General features: G+C 63.7%; 14 protein-coding genes and 1 tRNA gene. 5 read left to right on the forward strand and 10 right to left on the reverse strand.

Translation table 11 applies throughout. The annotated features are described in order from the left end of the window. Positions 1-59: 59 nt before the first annotated feature. Both rpoD and ACYQ6T_RS02080 read left to right on the forward strand, forming a co-directional pair. The gene (gene rpoD / locus ACYQ6T_RS02075; RefSeq protein ID WP_459826977.1) at positions 60-2,117 is read left to right on the forward strand and encodes an RNA polymerase sigma factor RpoD; all 2,058 of its coding nucleotides are present in this window, start codon (positions 60-62) and stop codon (positions 2,115-2,117) included. Between the two features lie 52 nt (positions 2,118-2,169). After that, positions 2,170-2,242, forward strand: a tRNA-Ile gene (locus tag ACYQ6T_RS02080). A gap of 15 nt (positions 2,243-2,257) precedes the next feature. Here the strand turns inward: ACYQ6T_RS02080 and recD are convergent. The 3 genes from recD to ACYQ6T_RS02095 are packed head-to-tail and all read right to left on the reverse strand — an operon-like array spanning position 2,258 to position 10,477. After that, positions 2,258-3,901 carry an exodeoxyribonuclease V subunit alpha gene (recD, locus tag ACYQ6T_RS02085; RefSeq protein WP_459826979.1) on the reverse strand — a complete coding sequence of 548 codons (1,644 nt, stop codon included), beginning with the start codon at positions 3,899-3,901 and terminating at the stop codon, positions 2,258-2,260. After that, entirely contained in the window at positions 3,894-7,286 is a 3,393-nt protein-coding gene (locus tag ACYQ6T_RS02090) for a UvrD-helicase domain-containing protein (RefSeq protein ID WP_459826981.1), read from the reverse strand. The genes recD and ACYQ6T_RS02090 overlap by 8 nt, the downstream gene beginning before the upstream one ends. After that, a complete protein-coding gene (locus tag ACYQ6T_RS02095; RefSeq protein WP_459826983.1) occupies positions 7,283-10,477 on the reverse strand; it encodes an exodeoxyribonuclease V subunit gamma in 3,195 nt (1,064 codons plus the stop codon). The genes ACYQ6T_RS02090 and ACYQ6T_RS02095 overlap by 4 nt, the downstream gene beginning before the upstream one ends. A gap of 144 nt (positions 10,478-10,621) precedes the next feature. Between ACYQ6T_RS02095 and ylqF the strand changes: the two genes are divergently transcribed. Together ylqF and ACYQ6T_RS02105 are read left to right on the forward strand one after the other, a co-directional pair. Continuing rightward, complete coding sequence (ylqF, locus tag ACYQ6T_RS02100) at positions 10,622-11,572, forward strand: ribosome biogenesis GTPase YlqF (protein ID WP_459826985.1); 951 nt, start codon at positions 10,622-10,624, stop codon at positions 11,570-11,572. Then, entirely contained in the window at positions 11,547-12,164 is a 618-nt protein-coding gene (locus ACYQ6T_RS02105) for a hypothetical protein (RefSeq protein ID WP_459826986.1), read from the forward strand. Before ylqF ends, ACYQ6T_RS02105 begins: the two co-directional genes overlap by 26 nt. A gap of 47 nt (positions 12,165-12,211) precedes the next feature. Here ACYQ6T_RS02105 and ACYQ6T_RS02110 read toward each other — a convergent pair whose 3' ends face one another. Next, on the reverse strand, positions 12,212-13,885 hold the full coding sequence (locus ACYQ6T_RS02110; RefSeq protein WP_459826988.1) for a sulfatase-like hydrolase/transferase: 1,674 nt from the start codon (positions 13,883-13,885) through the stop codon (positions 12,212-12,214). Between the two features lie 77 nt (positions 13,886-13,962). Beyond that, positions 13,963-14,817, reverse strand: coding sequence for a 23S rRNA (adenine(2030)-N(6))-methyltransferase RlmJ (locus ACYQ6T_RS02115; RefSeq protein WP_459826989.1), 855 nt, complete (start codon positions 14,815-14,817; stop codon positions 13,963-13,965). Positions 14,818-14,893: 76 nt separating this feature from the next. Here ACYQ6T_RS02115 and ACYQ6T_RS02120 point away from each other — a divergent pair, with 76 nt between their 5' ends. After that, positions 14,894-15,418, forward strand: a complete 525-nt coding sequence (locus ACYQ6T_RS02120) for a gamma carbonic anhydrase family protein (protein WP_459826991.1) — start codon at positions 14,894-14,896, stop codon at positions 15,416-15,418. A gap of 4 nt (positions 15,419-15,422) precedes the next feature. On the opposite strand, the gene ACYQ6T_RS02125 is transcribed toward ACYQ6T_RS02120, so the two are convergent. Genes ACYQ6T_RS02125 through pyrG form a run of 5 tightly spaced genes read right to left on the reverse strand, consistent with a single transcriptional unit; the run spans position 15,423 to position 19,882 of the window. Further along, on the reverse strand, positions 15,423-15,707 hold the full coding sequence (locus ACYQ6T_RS02125) for an FtsB family cell division protein (RefSeq protein ID WP_459826993.1): 285 nt from the start codon (positions 15,705-15,707) through the stop codon (positions 15,423-15,425). A gap of 39 nt (positions 15,708-15,746) precedes the next feature. Then, a complete protein-coding gene (eno, locus tag ACYQ6T_RS02130) occupies positions 15,747-17,036 on the reverse strand; it encodes a phosphopyruvate hydratase (protein ID WP_459826995.1) in 1,290 nt (429 codons plus the stop codon). Between the two features lie 17 nt (positions 17,037-17,053). Continuing rightward, entirely contained in the window at positions 17,054-17,356 is a 303-nt protein-coding gene (locus tag ACYQ6T_RS02135; RefSeq protein WP_459826997.1) for a DUF1330 domain-containing protein, read from the reverse strand. Positions 17,357-17,366: 10 nt separating this feature from the next. Then, entirely contained in the window at positions 17,367-18,215 is an 849-nt protein-coding gene (gene kdsA, locus ACYQ6T_RS02140; RefSeq protein ID WP_459826999.1) for a 3-deoxy-8-phosphooctulonate synthase, read from the reverse strand. Further along, positions 18,215-19,882, reverse strand: coding sequence for a CTP synthase (pyrG, locus tag ACYQ6T_RS02145; protein ID WP_459827001.1), 1,668 nt, complete (start codon positions 19,880-19,882; stop codon positions 18,215-18,217). Before pyrG ends, kdsA begins: the two co-directional genes overlap by 1 nt. Between the last annotated feature and the right edge of the window lie 19 nt (positions 19,883-19,901).

Genomic DNA, 19,901 nt, shown 5'->3' on the forward strand with positions numbered 1-19,901 from the left:
TGCTATAATGACCGGTTATCTTGTCACCCTATCCTTCGCCCTGTTGAGGTGAACGCTCTATGACGCAGACCCCCAAAAACGGCCAAAAACGGAAAAACGCACGCCGTACCGCGAACACCCGCGCCACAGAACGGGCGCTCATCGAATCGGTTGCCGCGAACCACAGCCCTGAAGACGCCGAAAAACGGCGCAACCAGATCAAAACGCTCCTCTCGATGGGCAAAGAGCGTGGCTATGTGACCTACGCCGAAATCAACGACCACCTCCCTGACGACATCACCGACGCCGACCAGATCGAGGCGATCGTCACCACCTTCAACAACCTCGGGATCAAGGTCTTTGAAGAGGCCCCATCGCCTGAGGAACTCCTCATCACCGACACCACCCCGGCGATCGTCCACGACGACGACCTCGACGAGCAGGCCGAGCAAGCCCTCTCCACCGTCGATAGCGAATTTGGCCGAACTACCGACCCAGTGCGCATGTACATGCGCGAGATGGGCCACTCGGAACTCTTGACCCGCGAAGGCGAAATCGAGATCGCGAAGCGGATCGAAGATGGTTTGCGCAACATGGTTCAAGCGATCGCCGCGTGCCCCCCGACGATCGCCTTCATGCTCGAAACCCTCGACAAGATCGAGAAGGACAAAATGCGCATCGATGAGGCGGTCGATGGCCTGATTGAGCAACTTGACGACATCGTTCCTGCCGCCGCGGACGATGACGCCGCCGACGAGGCGATGCTCGCCGACCTCGAAGCGGCGCTCGACGACGAAGAGGAGGGAGATGAGAGCGACGACACCTTTGCCGACGATGAGGTGACCTCGAACCTTGAAGAGGAAGATGACGAGGGAGAGTCCAAGGAGGATCGCGCTGCCCGCATCCAGGCCGAAAACCTCGCCACCCTCAAAAAAGGGACGCTGGAGCACTTCGCCAAAATCCGCGAATGGTACGCGCAGCTCGACGCTGCACTCTCCCGCGGCGGCACCCAAGATCCCGAATACCTGAAGCTGCGCGACCAGATCGCCCACGAGCTCCTCCACATTCGCTTCACGGCGCGCTACATCGAACAAGTGTGCGACATCGTCCGGGGTTTCATCGAACAGATTCGCCTCCACGAGCGGCAGATCCAGAAGCTCTGCACCGAAATCGGTGCGATGCCCCGCGACCACTTCTTGAAGAGCTTTCTGCCCAACGAAACCAACCTCGACTGGATCAAACACGAAATTGAGGCCGGTCACCCCTGGTCGGAGTCGCTCCTGCGCGTCTTCCCGAGCGTCCTCGACGAGCAGCAACGCATCCTCGACGTGCTGGCCCGCGCCCGCGTACCCCTCGATGAATTGAAAGACATCTACAAACGGATGTCGCAGGGTGAAGCGAAGATGCGCGCCGCGAAGCGCGAAATGATCGAAGCGAACCTCCGGCTCGTCATTTCGATCGCGAAGAAATACACCAACCGCGGGCTACAGTTCCTCGACCTCATCCAGGAGGGGAACATTGGCCTGATGAAAGCGGTCGATAAATTTGAATACCGGCGCGGGTATAAATTCTCCACCTACGCCACCTGGTGGATCCGCCAGGCGATCACCCGTTCGATCGCCGACCAGGCGCGCACCATCCGGATTCCGGTCCACATGATCGAAACGATCAACAAGATGAACCGGATCAGCCGCCAGATCCTTCAGGAGACGGGTGAAGAGCCCTCGCCCGAGGTTCTGGCTGAAAAGATGGGGATGCCCGAAGAGAAGATCCGCCGCATCCTCAAGATTTCGCGCGATCCGATCTCGATGGAGACCCCGATCGGCGACGACGAAGACTCTCATCTCGGCGACTTCATTGAAGATACCTCGGTGCAGCAACCGATCGACGCTGCGTTGCAAGCCGACCTGCGCGACGCGATGCGCGAGGTCCTCGAGCAACTCAATCCGCGCGAGGCTAAGGTGCTGCGGATGCGTTTCGGCATCGAAATGAACACCGACTACACGCTGGAAGAGGTCGGGCGTCAGTTCGACGTCACCCGCGAACGGATCCGGCAGATCGAAGCGAAGGCACTCAGAAAGCTCCGCCACCCCTCGCGCGCCGAGCTGCTGCGTGCCTACCTGGACAACGAAAGCTGAACCTGTTACGCTTGTTGTGCCCAACCCCCGGCCGCTTTTTGCGGCCGCCTGTGCGCCCATAGCTCAACGGTTAGAGCAGCGGACTCATAATCCGTGGGTTGCAGGTTCGAATCCTGCTGGGCGCATGCTGTACTTCTCGTTCAACCAGAACGCCCCAAGCCGCTCACCCGGCGCGTAACCCGCTCGAGCGCGCAAATGAATGCGTCGCTGCTCCCCATCACCGTCACCCCCTTTTTCGCGCGCGTCACCGCGGTGTAGATGAGTTCGCGCGTGACAAGTGGCGTTGACGCGTCGGGAAGCACGAGGAGCACCTCGTCAAACTCCGCCCCTTGGGATTTGTGCACTGTCATCGCAAAGGCGCTCTCCCACTGCGGCAGTTGGGTGAGGGGAATGGCACGCACCTCTTCGCCCGCGATGAACCAGGCGACGAGTTCGCCCGAGAGTGGTAGCAGCACCCCCACGTCGCCGTTGAAGAGCCCAAGGGTGTAGTCGTTCTCTTGAATGAGGATCGGCTCGCCAAGATAACGTCGACCGATCGGCTTCAAGCCGCGACGGGCAAAAGCGCGAAGAAGCCGCACGTTGAGCGCGTTCGCCCCCCAGATCGACTCTTCGCGCAGTGGGGTCACTACGCGAAAGGAGGTGAGGTGCGCCAGGAGCGCCCGCGCGGCATTGGCAGTCTGGTCGTAATCCCCAAGGCGAAAGTGGGTGAGCTGCGTGAGGTACCCTGAAAACCCCCGCTCTGCTTCGGCAATGAGCGCCGCGCGGTCGAGGGGCAGGAGCCGCAGCGCCTCCCCACCCGCGGTGAGGAGCTGAACCGCCGCGCCGCTGTCGCCCTGCAACACGGCGTCGGCGAGCGCCCCGATCGCTGCGTTGAAGCGGTGGCTGCGGGTGAGGCGGCAGTGGGCTTCAGGAAAGCGGCGAATCAGGTCGGCGAGGCCATTGCCTGCTTCGACCGACGCCAACTGGTTGGGGTCACCCATGAGGATCAGCCGCGCGCTCGGTTGGAGGGCGTCGGTGAGTTTGGCGAGGAGCAGCACATCGACCATCGACGCTTCATCGACCACCACGATGTCGTAGGGGAGCGGCGCGGCGGCGGTGTAACGGGGTACAGGGCTCCAGCCGATCCCGAGCAGCCGGTGGAGCGTACTCGGCTGGAGATTCCCCAGGGTTGCACGCTGCGCGTCAGAGAGCGGTAGAAAGGAAATCGCGCGCTGGAGCGCCTCCCGCATCCGCTCGGCGGCCTTGCCGGTGGGGGCGGCAAGGGCGATGGAGCGATCGGGCTCGAGGAGCAGGAGCGCCGCCAGGAGCCACGCGAGTGTCGTCGTCTTTCCCGTTCCCGGCCCGCCGGTGAGGAGCACCAGGTGTTGCGGTAGCGCCGCGGCGATCAAGGCGATCTTCTCGGGGTCGATCCTGTGGGCGTGGGCCGCTTCGAGCCACGCGTCGGGGGGCGCCGTTGGCGTTGCATTGGCCGTGACGCGCGGAGCGAGCGCGGCAACGATCCGCTGCTCTGCGTCCCAGTAGCGGTGGAACTGCAACAGCGGCCCGGAGAGCACGAGCGGCGTTGGCGGGGTGCCACTCCCCACCCACGGGCGGGTGGTGAGCCACGCCGCCTCCTCGTCGCTTACTTCGATCGCGGTGTCCCCTTGCACCTCGGCGGCCAAGAGCCGCTCGACAAAGGAGCACGCCGCTTCGCGCGCCGCCGGCTCCTCCGGCTCGAGCGTCCGGGCGAGTGCCCGGGCAAGGGTCGCATCGCTGGAGTTGTTTCGCGGGATCGTCTCACTCATCTGCTACTCCCAATGCCGCACGTGCGCTGGCCAACTCTTCAGGTGAGAAGGTGAGCGCATAGACACCGCTCGTTTCCCCCGCCGCCATGCCGCGGAGGAAGAGATAGCGCACGCCCCCGAGATGGCGCGTGGGGTCGTATCCCTCTTGGAAGCGGCGCAGGTGCGCGTCGATCGCCAAGGTGTAGAGAAGCGCTTGAAGGGTGTAGCGGTGCGCCGCCATCGCCTCCGTGAGCGTCTCGGGGCGGTAGTCGCTCAGGCGGTTGGTTTTGTAGTCGACGATGAAGTAACGCCCGTCGACTGCGGCAATGAGGTCGACCGTTCCCTGGAGGTAGCCCTGCACCTCGCGTGCCTCGACCGGTGCCCAGTCGGGGCGGTGGTGGAAAAGAGCGTTGAGCCGCGCGGTGTCGATGCGCGGCGCGCGCAAAACGAAGCGAACCTCGCGCCAGATTTGTTCGGGGGAAAGGGTCTGGAGCGCAAAGGGTTGGCAATTCCCGGCTAGGGTATGGGCGAGCATCTCCTGGAGTCGCGGCCAGCTCTCCTCCGCTGCACGCCCGGCAAAGCGCTCCCAACGCTCGTGGAGCCCCACCCAGTCGGGGGCAGCAAAATCGCACCTTTCAAGAAACGCGTGGACGAAGGTCCCAAACGCTGCGCCTGCGGGGAGGGGATCGGTACTTATCCCTTCAGCGGGGAGCTCCTCGCTTCCCCCCTCCTCGTCCAGCAGCGCAACGCTCTCATCGTCTGGCCGAGGGAGGGCCCTGACGAGCCCCGTGAAGCTGGTCAAGCGTTCGCTGCGCCCCCGGATCGCCCCCCAGTCGACGGCGGGGGGCTCACGCCAGACAACCGCAGGACGACTCGGTTGCCATACGGGGGGTTCCCCGTCGCAGTAAGGGACAAAGCGGAAGTGGGGCGATTGACAGAGCGATTCCCACCGCGGGCGGAGGATTGCGTTGAGCGCGTCGGAATAGTCAGCGGTATCCACGTCAGCGTTAGGCCAGTAGAGGGTGAGGTGGCTCACTGCCCGCGTACAGGCGACGTAGAAGAGGCGCCGGAGCTCTTGTTCCTCTTGCGCGACGCGCTCCTTCTTCCGCTCTGCAGAGAAGCTCACGAGAAACCCCGCTTCGGTCGCAACAGTAAGCGGAACAGAGCGGTTCGTTGCGACTCCCCGCCACGCGCCATAGACGAAGACGATCGGATACTCGAGCCCCTTGCTGCTGTGGATCGTGACGATTTCGACCGCATCGTCATCCTTTTCCAGGCGCAACGTCTGATTTTCGCCGCTACCCCCCTGGTGCTGCGCGATCGCCCAACGAAGGAGCGCCTGCGGCGAGAGGTTCGCCTGGTGCGCCTCTTCGTGCAGAAGCTCGAGGAGGTGGCGGGTGTCGGCGATGCGTCGATCGCCGTCGGGGAGGCGTGCGAGCTTCACCCAGCTCTCATTGCGGGCAAAGAGGTCGAGGAGCGCGGCCAGCACCCCCTCCCGCTCCCACCGCTCGACCGCCTCGGTGAGCTGCACCGCGATTTGCGCCTCCCGCTGCGGGTCGTCGAGTTCGGCAAGGGTATATTGGAAAAAGGGGCCGGCGAGCACCGCACGCACCTCGGCACGGCGACGGGGGTGGAGGAGCGCATAAAGGAGGCACACCAGGTCCGAGGCGCTGTCGCTCCTCCAGACGCTCGTGCGGCTGGTGAGCACACTGGGCACACCGACACTTCTGAGCTTGCGTTGCACCGCCAGCGCGTCGCTGTTGCTTTTGACGAGCACGGCGATCTCCCCTGGAGCGACGGGGCGGCGGTCGACCGCGCCGTCGGAGCCCTTGCGTTCGATGACGCCATCGGTGAGCACCCAGACGACGTCACGGGCGAGTTGCCGCAGCGTCGCCTCCTCACGATCCTCGAGCCCTTCGCCGGTCACAATGCGGATCTGCGTCCAGGAGTCCCCCGCGACCGTCAAAGCGGGGGCGTCGTCGCGTCCCGCCTCCACCTCGTGGTAGCAGCACTCGGGGTGGAGAAAGGTCGGCGCGCCGTCGATCTCGGCAAAGAGGGCGTTGAACGCGGCGATGAGGTGGGGGTGGGAACGGTAGTTGACGGTGAGGGTATGGCGGTAGTGGGCGTTGCGAACCGCGGCGAAATAGGTGAGCAGATTGGCGCCGCGGAAGCTGTAGATCGCCTGTTTCGGGTCACCGATGAGAAAGAGGCGGTGGTCGTCGCTTTCGGCAAAGAGGCGGCGAAAGAGGCGCCACTGGTCGGGGTCGGTATCCTGGAATTCGTCGATCAGGCAGACCGCGTAGCGTTTCCGAAGCGCCGCGACGAGCGCCTCCCCCACCGGCGACGCGGCGCTCACCGCCTCAGCCAGGCGGTGCTTGAGGCTCTCATAGGTAAAGAGCCCTTCTCGGTCGAGCGCAGCGCTGCGCGCGCTTTGCCACCGCTCGTGGGCATCGCGAAACGCTGCGAAGGCCAAAACCTCCTCAGAGGGGAGCGACAGGAGGAGTTCATCGAGTTGCGCCAACTCCGTGCGAACTTCAGCGGGAATGCGCTCGAACGCCCCTTTTTTGAGGACACTGCTGAGGTACATTTCGATCCCACTGTCGCCCTCGAGCCGGGGAAAGCGACCCCTCTTCAGGGGGTCGAGAATCATGCGAGTGCATTTCGCAAGGCTATTGGCGCGGCAGTAGTCTTGCAACCAGGGGTTGAGCTGCGCGAAGAGGCGCTGCAACCGCTCAGCGGGCCAAGGGGCAGCGAGCTCCTCGTAGCGGGCCATCAGCGCCGGCAAGCGCCCGATCGCCTCGTCGAAGAGGACGTTCGCCCCCAAATCCCGGAACTGGTTGCAGAGCGCGTCGGGTGAGGACCACTTGGCAAGGAGACTCTCGCGCGCCGGTTCGGGCAGCGCCTTCAGTTCGTGCCAGAGGGCGTCGCCGAGCTGGCGGTCGAGCCGCTCGCTCTCCTCAAGCAGTGTTGCGTTCCACGGCAGCCCCAGCGTAAGCGCGTGTTCGCGCGCCACTTCCATCGCAAAGGCGTCGATCGTCGCGATCGTCGCGAGGTCGAGCATCATGCGCGCCTCGAGAATGCGCGATTCCAGCACCGCTTTGCTGAGCCCGTGCGGCGGGTGCGTGAGGGAGTCAAGCCAACGCAGGAGCTCCCGATCTTCACATGCACCACCTTGCAACACCTGCAGGACCGTACTGAAGCGGTCAAAGATCCGCTCGCGCAGTTCCGCCGCCGCAGCGCGGGTGAAGGTCACGGTGAGGATCCTTTCAATCGGGATCCCCATCTCGACCACGAGACGCACCACGAGTTGTGCGAGCGTATAGGTCTTCCCAGTGCCGGCGCTCGCTTCGATCGCATGGACGCCACACGGCAACGGGTCGGTGTAGAGCTGGAAACTGTTGGTCATGTGAGGCGCTCCTCGTGCGCGTTCCAGAACTCCAGAAGCGGCACCAGGCTCTCGTAGCCCGAACGGATCGCGTCGCGTACCGCCCCTTCGCGCTCGTGGCGCAGGAAGAGGCGCCACGCGGCGTCCGGTTCGCTTTCCCATTCACCGGGCGCGCGCAACCCCGTTGCGAGCGTTGCAGCGCGCCACCACTCCTCTTCGCGGCGCTCTGGGGTACTGCTCAACCACTCAGCGATCCAGTCGGCGTGCCAGAGTGGCGGCTGAACCAAGACCCTCGCGAAGCGGTCGAGCCACGCTGCCAGCTCCTCTTCGGCACGCTCGCGAGTGACCGGCAACAGCCGCCAGAGCGCCGGAAACTGCTCGCTCCGCTCTTTTTTGCGGGTATCGAAATAGCCGACCCACGTCGTCTGCCCCTCTTGATGGGCGTTCAAGAGGAGATGACTCAACCAGAAGTGAAGCCGATGGCTTCCCTTGAGGCGATGGGGATGAAAGACCACCTGCCCCGCGGCAAAGCGCTCTGGAAATCGATGGATGAGCCGCCATGCCCCAATCTGCCGCTCGATCGTCTCGGCGGGGAGCTGCTCCCCCATCGTGGGGAGCGCTTTCTCGGCGATCAGCTCTTGGAGGCGGGTCACGAGCGATACGGTCTCTTCCGCAGTCTGGTCGCCCACCGCTCCGAGCGGCCAACGCCCCTCGGCCTGCCAGCGGGTGAGAAGATTCTTGACCTCAGCCCATTCGATCGGCTCCCTCCTCCCCACTTTGACCGCCTCCCGCAACGCCCAGCGATCCAGACCATCGACGTCGAGCTTCTCCCGCGGCTCGGGAGGGGATTCCCATCGCGGCAGCGAAAGCCCCGCCTCTTGGAGCGCCCAGCGCACGGGGTCGGCGAGCGCGCTGCTCAAGGTTGCAAGGGGAAGCGGCGCCTCGGGCGTCGCAAGCGGCTTCTGCCATAACGGGGGGAGCGTTTTGTCCGCAGCGTGCAGCGCCCGACAGGTCGCGAAATCCTCCGGCGAGCGCCCTTGAAGCGCCCCATCGACGCGAAAATAGTCGCTGTGGAAGGGATAGGCGCGGTGGTCCCAGGTGATCTCCCCTAGATTCACCCCGTAGTGGTGGTGCAACGTGTCGCGCAACTCGAGCACCACCTGCGCAGGGGGCAATTCGCTATTTTTGTCGGGCGAAAGGCCCTGCCAGAGGATCTCGAGCCGCTCGCGAACCGAGAGGAGGAGCTCCAAAAAGGTGTGGCGATCCTCGGCGCGCAGGTCGCGGTCGCCCAGGCGGAAAGTGTCACGCATCAGGTCAAATGCCGGCGTCCATCGCGGCCGCGGGTAGCTCTTGTCGTTCATCCCCAAAAGAAACGCGACCCGGATCGGGATCGAGCGCATCGGCAGGAGGTCACAGAAGGTGATCCCGTGGCTGAGAAAGCCGGCGCTGCTTCGCCGCTCCGCGCCGAGCGACTCGGACCACGCGGCGAGGGTCTCGAGCGCAATCGGCTGCTCCCCAAGCGGTGCTGCCTCCAACGCGAGTCGCTCCGCCGCCTCAAAGAGCGCGATCCCCTCCGGGGCATCGCGGTAAAAAAAGTTGGCCAATTCGCCGATCAATTCCCCCCACCCCGCTGCAGTGAGTCCTGAACGCGCTGCCTCTTGCCACCGGGCAATGCGCTCGAGGAGTTCGAGGATCGGGGCGAGGAGACGGATCGCTTGCCCCTCGAGCGCCGCAACCGGCGCGTGACCCTGCCACAGGGTCTCTGGCGCGGCCATCACCGCCCCAAGCAAGAGGCGCTGGATGCCGTCCCACCAGTGGTTGCGGTGCAGTTCCCCCGCCAAACCCCAGCGGATCCGACCTTTGGCGATGAGCGCATCGTAGAGCGCCTCCAGCTGCTGGGGGGAAAGCTCGAGCCGCGCCGCCACCTCAGGGTCGTAGAGGAAGCCAAAGAGCTCGTCCCAATCGATCCGCCCGCTTACCAGCGTAAGCCAACGGGTAAGCAGCTTGATCGCTGGAGCTTCCATCTCCACGGTGCGGTCGGCGATCGTGTGGGGAATCTCAGCAAAGAGGGTGGTGATGAAGGGGCGATAGGGGGTGAGATCGGGGGCCATCACCACGATCTCGTTGAGGCGCAGATCGGGAGACTCCTCAAGGAGCGCCACCACCCGGTCGCGCAGCACCTCGACCTCGCGCTGCGGGGTATGGCAGCGGTGAAAGAGGATATTGCGCGCGCGCTGCTTCGCCGCGTCACGATCGACCCGGTTGGCAAGGAGATCGCGTTGCAACTGCGCCAGCAGCGTCTCCTCCGCGGGCGGCTGGAAATAGTCGACGCGGTACTCGACCTGCTCGTCGACCGCAAGGAGCAGCTGCTGGAAGTGGGCTCCTTGGCGGCCGAGTGCAAGAAGAAGCGGATGGAACGTGGGCGCCTCTTCGGCAGATTCCGTTTCGTTTCGCGGCATCAGGAGCTGGAGCTGGGCGCGGCGACTCGGCAGGTCGGCCCAGAAGGTCGCAGTGGGGGACAAGGTGAAGAGATGGACCGGCAGATGGCGACTCAACGCCAAGAGCGCCTCGAGCATCACCGGTGGCAGAAAGGTGATCCCGAAGGCAAAGAGCTGGTCAGGGGGATTAGGGAGAGCCTCGCTCGGAATCGTTTCGAGATGCTCGATGAGCCTCCGCCACAACTCGCCGCGGTGCGGGCGCAACCCGAGCGCCTGCCACAGCCGCATCTGCCACCCTTCGTGGGGGTTCTCGGTAACCCTTCTGCCCTGCGCCCACGCCTCCAACCAATCGGGGCGAAAGATCTGGTACTGGTCAAAGAGGTTGGCGATCTGCTCGGCGAGCAAGAAGCGGTGGCGGTCGCGCCCTTCTCCCAGAAGCTCCTGAAGCAGCGGATCACAGGCGAACTCCGGCTCACGCAGCAGCGCCTCGATGCGCCACCGCACCCGCTCCCGCTGCAGATGGTCGCTGGTGAGCGAATCATCGAGCTCAGCAGCGAGCCGGTCAAAGAAGGTCTGCGGAAAGGGAAACTCGCTCCCCATCCAGACGCCGAAGGTGTCGGCGAGCCGCTGCTCGAGCCACCGCTCCATCCCCCGCGCCTGCACGAGGAAGACCCAGCGGCCAAAGGGGCGCTGCTCTGCTTCGATCAGCGCTTTGACGCCAGCAAAGAGCGCTTCGGTGCGGTTACCGGTGTGGAGAAAAAAGTGGCTCGTCACAGGGCACCTCCTCAGCCGCCCTTCAGGCGGCCCAATCTTCAGCGGCAATTGTATCTGCCCATGCTGGGGTTGGAGGCGTTTCGCCAATCCGCTTTTCTGCGTTATCCTTATCGCCAACCCCGTTCAACCGTGAATTCCCCCACAATGCCCATTCAATGGTTCCCCGGCCACATGCACGCTACCCGCAAGCGTCTTGAAGAGACGCTCGCGGAGGTCGATGTCGTGATTGAGCTTCTGGATGCCCGCATTCCCGCGGCAAGCCGCAATCCACTCCTGGAGACGCTTCGCCGCAGCCGGCAAAAACCGTGCCTCAAAATCCTCAACAAAAGCGACCTCGCGGATCCCGTCCGCACTGCGGAATGGCTGACGACGCTCCAAGGTGAAGCACAGGTTGCGGCGCTGGCGCTTTGCGCCCACAACCCCGCCGACGTCCGCCGTGTGCTCCCCGCTGCCGCCCGTCTTGCCCCCCACCGCAACAGCCCCGCGAAACCGTTGCGCGTCATGGTCGTTGGTATCCCCAACGTCGGCAAATCGACGCTGCTCAACGCCCTTCTTGGGCGCAAAGCAGCCAAGGTGGGCGATGAACCGGCTGTCACCAAAGCAGTGCAACGTTACGCCCTCGACGGACTGCGGACGATCTACGACACCCCCGGGATGATGTGGCCAAAGATCGAAATCGAACACGACGGCTGGCTCCTTGCCGCGTGTCATGCGATCGGCCGCAATGCGGTTCGTGAGGAAGAGGTGGCGCTCGCGCTCATCTCCACGCTCCAGGAAGAGGGATACGGCGAGCGGCTCGTCGCCCGCTACCATCTCCCAGAGCAGTACGCGACAGAGGCTACCCCGGAAGCGGTGCTCGAAGCGATCGGCAAAAGGCGTGGTTGCGTGGCGCGCGGGGGCGGCATCGACTGGGAGCGGGCGGCGCTCCTGCTCCTCCAGGATTTCCGTGACGGGCGTTTGGGGCGAATCACGCTTGAGACCCCCGCGAGCCGCGCCTTGCGCGTTGCCCAAGCGTCCAGAGAAAAGAGTGGTGGTATGATTGACAACGGAGAGAGAGTGGAGCAGACCGATGACGTCGAAGACGCAGCACGCTAAAGAGAGCCGCACGCCACCCCGGAATGTGACGCCCCAGCAACCTCCTCTCCCCGATCCCGTTCCCGACCACCCGCTGCTCCAGGGCAAACCCGAGATCGGGCGGGGACGCTTCAGCATCGTCTTGGATGCGGGACCTGAGTGGGTCTTCAAGATCGTCACCCATCCTGACGAATTCCTCTACTACACCGCAGAAAATCGCCCCCAAGGCCCCCATTTCCCGATCATCTACGGCTACCACGGCATCATCGGTCGGTCGACGCTGGGCTACCCGATGCATCTTTTCGAAATGGAGAAGCTCTACCCCTTACCGGAGCGATCCCCCGCCGGCCAGCTTGCGCGGCGGCTCGCAACCGTCTTTTGGGAGATGTGCAAACAGTGGGGGGAACTCAACCGCAAGATGGGGACCATCGCCTTGCAGCAGATGTTACAAACCCAACCCCCCTTTGACCGGTCGTTGCAAGAGGCGCTGGAAGCGCTCGCCCGTTTCACCGAGCAGTACCGGTTACTCCCCGACCTGATCGCCCAGGACAACCTGATGATGCGTCAAGACGGAACGCTGGTCTTTTCCGACCCGTTGGTGCTCAATGAGTAACACTGACGCCAGATGTTCCGCCTTGCACCGTGGCGGGGGATGACCCCCTAACGCAGCGCCCCTCTCTGCCCGGGGAAGACGAGCCGTTCACGCACCCGGCATTCGCCCTCAGCCGTGACCTCCCGCTCCAGTTCGATCCACCCTGCTTTTCCTGCCAAATCGGGGCCGTTCGTCAGCACCTGGTCGGGCACCTCGTCAGGCGAACGGACCTCCCAGCCAAGCAACGCGGCAACCAACTGCCCCACCTCGTAGTGGCTCGGGCGACAGTGTAACCGATCGCGCCACGCAGAAGGAAGCTCTGCCCCGTTCCAGGTGGCAACCACCACCGGCACTTCGCCGGCGCGCGCAACGAGCTGCCCGTGCCCCCAATACCCCCCCTCGCCGAGGAGCTCGTTGTGGTCACCGGTGAGCACGAACCAGATTGGCTGGGAGGTCTTGGTGCGGATCGCCTCGGTGATTCGCCGTACCAATTCGTCGAACCAGGCCGCGGCGTTGCGGTAGGTCGAGCGCATCTGCGCCTCGCGACTCTTCTCATCGACCGGAAAGGGTCGCCACCCCTCGGGGAGAAAACGGTCGTAGGCCGAATGGGCGACCCGCGTATGGAGGATGAGAAGGGTTTTCCTGTCAAACGGCTCGGCAGCGACCCTTTCGAGCAACACCGTGTCGACCCCTGCCTCCGGCCGTTCTGGGTGGCAGCGGTCGACCGCGCAGAAGTGGTCGGCCCACTCGGCGCGGGTGAAGGTAAAGAGGTTGTTGGTCTGCGCCGACTCGACCACTACCCGGTAGCCGTTCGCCTGAGCGAGCGCAATGAGGTTACTCTTCCCCGCCACCGGAATGTCGTGACGCCACGGTTCGCGTTGCACGTTGAAGAACATGGGGAGCGACACCTTCGTCGCCACCCCCGCCGATTGCCCCACCGTGACGATGGCACCGCTTGCGGCCAGGGAGGCAAGAAAGGGTGTTGTCGGCTCGGGGGCACCGAACGCGCTCATCACCGCGGGGTTCGTCGACTCCCCCATCACCACGACCACCACCCCATCAACCCCGTCACCGACCCGCTCGACCCGATAGGGTTGCGCGGTAGCTGCCTCCCCAGCCACCGCGGTGTGTCCCCCGTGCGCCAACGCGGAACCGATCGCGTAGCTCGTCACCAACCAAGCGTTCTTGAGCGCGTACCCGTAGGGACGCGGATAAAACGCCTGGGTGTTGTCCGGCGCGCGATAAGCTTTGACCGGCAAAACCGCAAGGAGCGCGACAAAGAGGAGCACCGGCCAGAGACGGCCCTGGAGGCCGTAGCGGCGATTGAGGGACCACCCCACGGCGAAAAAGAGTAGCGACACCAGAGGCAAGACGATCGCCGCGGTATAGTGATGTACTGTTCCGGCAAAGGCGCCAACAATCTCACGCCACTCGGAAAAGAGGAGCGGCGGTTCATGGGGCGCGATCGGCGCGCCATAATAGGCAAAATGGAGAAACTGCCCCCACTGCGCTGCGGCGAAAAAGAGCGCAGCCAACAGTGCTGCGCCACGCGAACGGAGCGCGAGCGCCAAAGCAACCCAGATGAAAGTGACCCCGACGGTCAGCCCTTCGGGTCTCACGAGGTAGTTGGAATCCCACAGGGCATAGAGGTGGTCGACGGCGAAGTACCCGACCGTCGTCACCCCAGCGACAAGCCACCAGACAGCAACCCGGCGCCCCCTCCTCTTCTCGAGAGGTGCCACACACGCCCTCACCACAAAACCGCTCCTTTGCTCACCACGACGATCCAATGCTCACCCCTTGCGGCGCACCCCATGCTTCACCGCTCGTGGGCGGCAAAGCGGGGCTCCGCGGCGCCCGGTTGCGCAAGGAGCGCATGGAGCCACGGTAACCCCTCAGCCACCTGCTGTGCCAAACCGAACGGCGGCTGGAGCACCACCATTCCGCTTCCATACATCCCCCAACCGTGCTCAGGTGGCGGCGCGACCGGAAGTTCGACCCAGAGATGCTCCTCAGGGAGGACGTTGCGCAGCCGCCGCGCGAGGAGCGGCACCTCATAGCGCTTCAAGAGCGGATACCAGACCATCACCACCGCTTGGGGAAAACGCCGGCGCACTTCGCGCACGAAGGGAACCACCGCACCGTAATCTTTTGCGAGTTCATAAGAGGGGTCGACAAAGACCACGCCGCGCCGCACCGCCGGGGGCATCCGTTTGGGCGCGGCCTGCCACCCATCGGCGAGGAAGACCTCGACCCGGTCGTCACGGGCGAAGAGGGCGCGCAGCTTCTCCCCATCGGTGGGGTGACGCTCAAAGAGAAAGAGTCGGTCGGCAACCTCCTCGCGAGCAAAAAAGCGCGCGATCGCGGGGGAACCGGGATAGATCGTCAACTTCTGCTCCGAGTTGAACGCCTCGAGCACGGAACGCCACGCCGTGAAGGGGGCAGGAGCCGCAGAGCGCTTTTCCCAGAAGCGCGCCACCCCTTGTTGCCATTCGCTGGGCAGACGCCCGCCCACCGGTTGGCTGAGCGCATAGACGCCCGCTCCGGCATGGGTATCAAAATAGGACCACGGCTTCGCTTTTTGGTTGAGGAGCTGCAACGTGGTGCTGAGCAGCCAATGTTTCAGAGAATCACCGGAGTTTCCGGCGTGGAAGGCGTGACGGTAGGCCAACATCGCTTTGGGGCTCTTTCACCAACGAGAAGTTTTCATGGGATAATGAAACGTATTTCAGAAAAAATGGTGTCCAACGATGGCCTGCTACGCACTCGACGACAAGAAGCCCATTCTATCCGAAGAGGTCTGGATTGCCGAAAGCGCTGAAGTGATCGGCGACGTCCGGTTGGCCCCCCGCGTCTCGATCTGGTTCCACGCGGTGGTTCGCGGCGACAACGAACCGATCACCATCGGCGAAGGGAGCAACATCCAGGACGGAGCGATCCTCCACAACGACATCGGGGTGCCGCTCACGATCGGCGCCTTTGTCACGGTCGGTCACATGGCGATGCTTCACGGCTGCACCATCGGCGACGGGACGCTCATCGGCATCAACGCGGTGATCCTCAACCACGCGGTGATCGGGAAGTCGTGCATCATCGGTGCGAATACCTTGATCCCCGAACGGAAAGTCATTCCCGATCGCAGCCTCGTCGTTGGTTCGCCCGGTCGGGTCGTCCGGACGCTCAGTGACGAGGAGGTCGCAGCACTGCAGCAAAACGCCCACCACTATATCGACGCCGCTCAACGCTACCGCCGCGCGCTTCGCCGCATCGATTAGCGCGTTACTCCTCCTTTTCGGGAAGCAAAAAGAGCACTTCGTCGCCACGAATCCAGTTGTAGTGGCGGCGGACCTTTTCTTCCAGTGCTTCCCCACCCTCTTGGAGCTGGCGGATCGTTTCGCGCAGCCGCTCGTTGCGGGCCGCAAGCGCACTATTTTGCTCGCGCAGCTCCGCCCATTTCGCCTCGAGCCGCTGCCGGGCAACGATTCCGCCGTCGCCGTACCAGAGTTGGTACTGCAGCCCCAAAATGAGGAGCAGAAAGGCCACGCGCCGGAGCACCGTGATCATGGGGAATACCACCCGCGCGCAGCCACCCGGAAGGCGATATTATCTGCGCCGCAGATTGGTGAAGGCCGAGAGCCCAGGATAGCTCGCCGTGACCCCCAGATCCTCTTCGATGCGCAGCAGCTGGTTGTATTTCGCCAGACGGTCGGAGCGGGAGAGCGAACCCGTTTTGATCTGCATCGTCGACAGCCCCACCGCAATGTCGGCGATCGTCGCATCCTCCGTTTCGCCCGAACGGTGCGAAACCACCGCAGTATAACCGGCGCGCTGCGCCATATCTACTGCTGCAAAGGTCTCCGTGAGCGTCCCAATCTGATTGATCTTGATCAGGATCGAATTGGCCACACCCGCTTCGATCCCCTTTTGCAGGATCTTGGTATTGGTGACAAAGAGGTCGTCCCCAACCAACTGGACCGAACGTCCCAACCGTTCGGTCAAGAGACGCCAGCCGTCCCAATCGCTCTCCGCCATCCCGTCTTCGATCGAGACGATCGGGAATTTGTCGACCAGCGTCGCGAGATAGTCGGCAAACCCCTCAGAGGTGAGGGTAAGCCCCTCCCCTTCCAGGTGATACTGCCCGTCGAGGTAGAACTCGGAACTCGCACAGTCGAGCGCCAGAACCACCTCACGCCCCGGTTCATAGCCCGCCGCCACCACCGCCTCGAGGATCAAGTTGAGCGCCTCTTCGGTGTTCTTCACGTTGGGTGCAAAGCCCCCCTCATCGCCCACCGTAGTCGGCATGCCGCGCTTGTCGAGAATTTTCTTGAGGTGGTGGAAGACCTCCGCCCCGCAGCGGAGCGCCTCCCGGAAGGAGGTTGCACCGACCGGCATAATCATGCACTCTTGGATATCGAGGCTGTTGTTGGCGTGCGCTCCCCCGTTGATTACATTCATCATCGGCACTGGCATCACCTTGGGGCCGCTGCCACCCAGGTAGCGGTAGAGCGGCAGTCGCGCCTCTTCCGCAGCCGCTTTGGCTACAGCGAGCGACACCGCCAGAATCGCGTTTGCCCCCAGGCGTGACTTGTCTTCGGTACCGTCGAGTTCGATCATCGTCTTGTCGATGAGCGCTTGATCCTCGGCATCCAACCCGAGGAGCGCTTCACAGATTTCGGTATTGACGTTCTCGACCGCGTTCAACACCCCTTTCCCGAGATAACGCTGGGGGTCCCCGTCGCGCAATTCGAGCGCCTCGCGCGAACCGGTCGAGGCACCCGAAGGGACTGCAGCGCGCCCAAGCACCCCCGACTCCAACAACACGTCCGCTTCGACGGTGGGATTACCGCGCGAATCGAGAATTTCGCGCGCGACGATATCGACGATTGCTGCCATTTGCTTTCTCCTTGAAATCAACCGGCTGATTCGAGCCCCTCGACCACGAGCATGTCGTACTCGGCAACGCCCGCGCGCGCTTCCCGCGCCCGGCGGTAGGTCTCAGACGCGTAAAACTGTTGTGCGACCTCAAAAGAGGGAAATTCGACGACGACCACCCGCACCGGCTGCCACTCCCCCTCAAGGACTGCGAAGCGACCGCCGCGAACGAGAAACCGCCCCCCGTGCTCGGCAACCGCTTGCGCCGACAACTCCCGATAGCGGGCCAGCGCCTCATGGTTGGCGCTGCGGGCCACCACGATCACATATCCCTTCGCCATCACTTCCCTTTCACCGATTGAGCCATTCGTTTTCCAGGAACGGCGTGCGTTTCACCGTCCGGTCAAGCTCCACGAGGGTGCGCAGAAGCTCCTCGAGTCGCGGAATGGGCCAGGCGTTCGGGCCGTCGGAGAGCGCTCTGTCCGGGTCGGGGTGGCACTCCATGAAGAGGCCGGCAATCCCCGCGGCGACCGCTGCGCGTGCAAGCACCGGGACAAACTCCCGCCGCCCGCTCGAACGCCCGTCGCCGCCACCTGGTAGCTGAACTGAATGGGTCGCGTCAAAGACGACCGGACACCCCGTTTCGCGCATCACCGCCAGACCGCGCATATCGACGACGAGGTTATGGTAACCAAAGGAGACGCCGCGCTCGCAGACCAAAATCGTATCGGCACCGCCATTCGCCGCTTTTGCTTTCGCGACGACGTGCTTCATGTCCTCCGGCGCAAGGAACTGCCCCTTCTTGATATTGACCGGCTTGCCGCTCGCGGCGACCGCCTGGATGAAATCGGTCTGGCGGCAGAGAAACGCGGGCGTCTGAAGGAGATCGACCACCTCGGCGGCGGGCTTCACCTCAGCTTCGGTGTGGACATCGGTGACCACCGGCACCCCCACCGTTTCGCGTACTTCGGCAAGGATCTCGAGCCCCTTCGCGATCCCAAGGCCGCGAAACGACTGCACCGAGGTACGGTTGGCTTTGTCGTAGCTCGATTTGTAGATCACCGGGATCCCGACTCGGACGGCGATCTCTTTGATCGCCGCAGCGGTCTCAAGGGCCATCTGGCGCGACTCGATCACACACGGGCCGGCAATCAAAAAGAGGGGGCGATCGAGCCCCACCTCAAAGCCACAGAGCTGCATCACCGCTCCTTTGCCAACAACACCGGACGTCCCGCCCGCTCGCGCGCGGCCAGAGCCGCATGGACAAACGAGGAGAAGAGCGGGTGCCCCGTGCGGGGATTGGAGGTAAATTCAGGGTGAAATTGGCACCCCAAGAACCAGGGGTGAACAGCTCGCGGCAGCTCGACGATCTCGCAGAGATCGGTGCCGGGCGCGCGGCCAGAGACCACCAACCCATGCTGCTCGAGCTCCGGCAAAAGGCGGTTGTTCACCTCATAGCGGTGGCGGTGGCGCTCGATGATCTCCTCTTTGCCGTAGATTTCGTGCGCGAGTGTCCCCGGCGCGATCCGGCAGGGTTGCCCCCCCAGCCGCATCGTCCCCCCGAGGTCGTCGGCGGCGCTTCTGCGGACCAGTTCGCCACTCCGATCCTGCCATTCGGTAATCAGCCCCACCACCGGATGCGCCGTGGTCGGTTCGAACTCGGTCGAATGGGCGTCTGACCAGCCGACGACGTTGCGGGCAAACTCAACAACCGCAAGTTGCATCCCCAGACAGATCCCCAAATAGGGGACCTTCTGCTCGCGGGCGTACTGGATCGCACGGATCTTCCCTTCGGTTCCGCGGCGACCAAAGCCGCCGGGAACGAGAATCGCGTCGAGCTCCTTCAGGAGCCTTTCGCCACCCGCCACCTCGAGATCTTCGGCGTCGATGTAGTGGATGCGAATCTGGCACCGCGCTTTGAGCCCGGCGTGGGTGAGTGCCTCGATGAGCGATTTGTAGGATTCCGTCAGGTCGACATATTTACCGACGAAACCGAGGTCGATCTGCGTCTCAGGGTGGTTGAGCGCCTCGACGATCTCCTGCCACACCCGCAGATTCGCCGGACGCGCCAGAATCCCCAGCTTATGGCAGACGATCTCGTCGAGCATCTGCTCATGAAGGAGCAGCGGAATCCGGTAGATGGTATCGGCGTCGCGCGCCTCGATCACCGCCTCAGGCCGAACGTTGCAAAAAAGCGCAATTTTGCGCCGCTCCTCGGCGGGGATCTCGCGGTCCGCCCGGCAGAGGAGAATATCGGGTTGGATGCCGATTTCGCGCAGCTCCTTCACGGAGTGCTGGGTTGGCTTCGTCTTCAACTCGCCCGCAGTGGCGATGTACGGGAGCAGCGTCAGATGGATGTAGCACGCCCCGTGCGGCCCCAACTCCTGCCCCATCTGGCGGATCGCTTCGAGAAAGGGGAGCGACTCGATGTCGCCCACTGTCCCGCCCACTTCGACGATCGCCACCTCGGCCCCTTCAGCACCCCGGCGGATAAACTGTTTGATCTCGTCGGTAATGTGAGGGATCACCTGGACGGTCTTCCCCAAATATTCGCCGCGCCGCTCTTTGCGGATCACCGACTCGTAGATCTGCCCAGTGGTGAAGTTGTTGCGCCGGCTCATTTTGGCGCTGGTGAACCGCTCATAGTGGCCGAGGTCGAGGTCGGTCTCGGCGCCATCTTCGGTCACAAAGACCTCACCGTGTTGGAACGGGCTCATCGTGCCCGGATCGACGTTGATGTAAGGGTCGAGTTTGAGGTGGGTGACGCGAAGACCACGCGACTCGAGAATCGCGCCGAGCGACGCGGCGGCGATGCCCTTGCCGAGTGAAGAGACGACGCCGCCGGTGACGAAGACATACTTGGTCATAGCGAAAAGGCGCTCACGA

The organism is Hydrogenophilus islandicus (assembly GCF_054657095.1).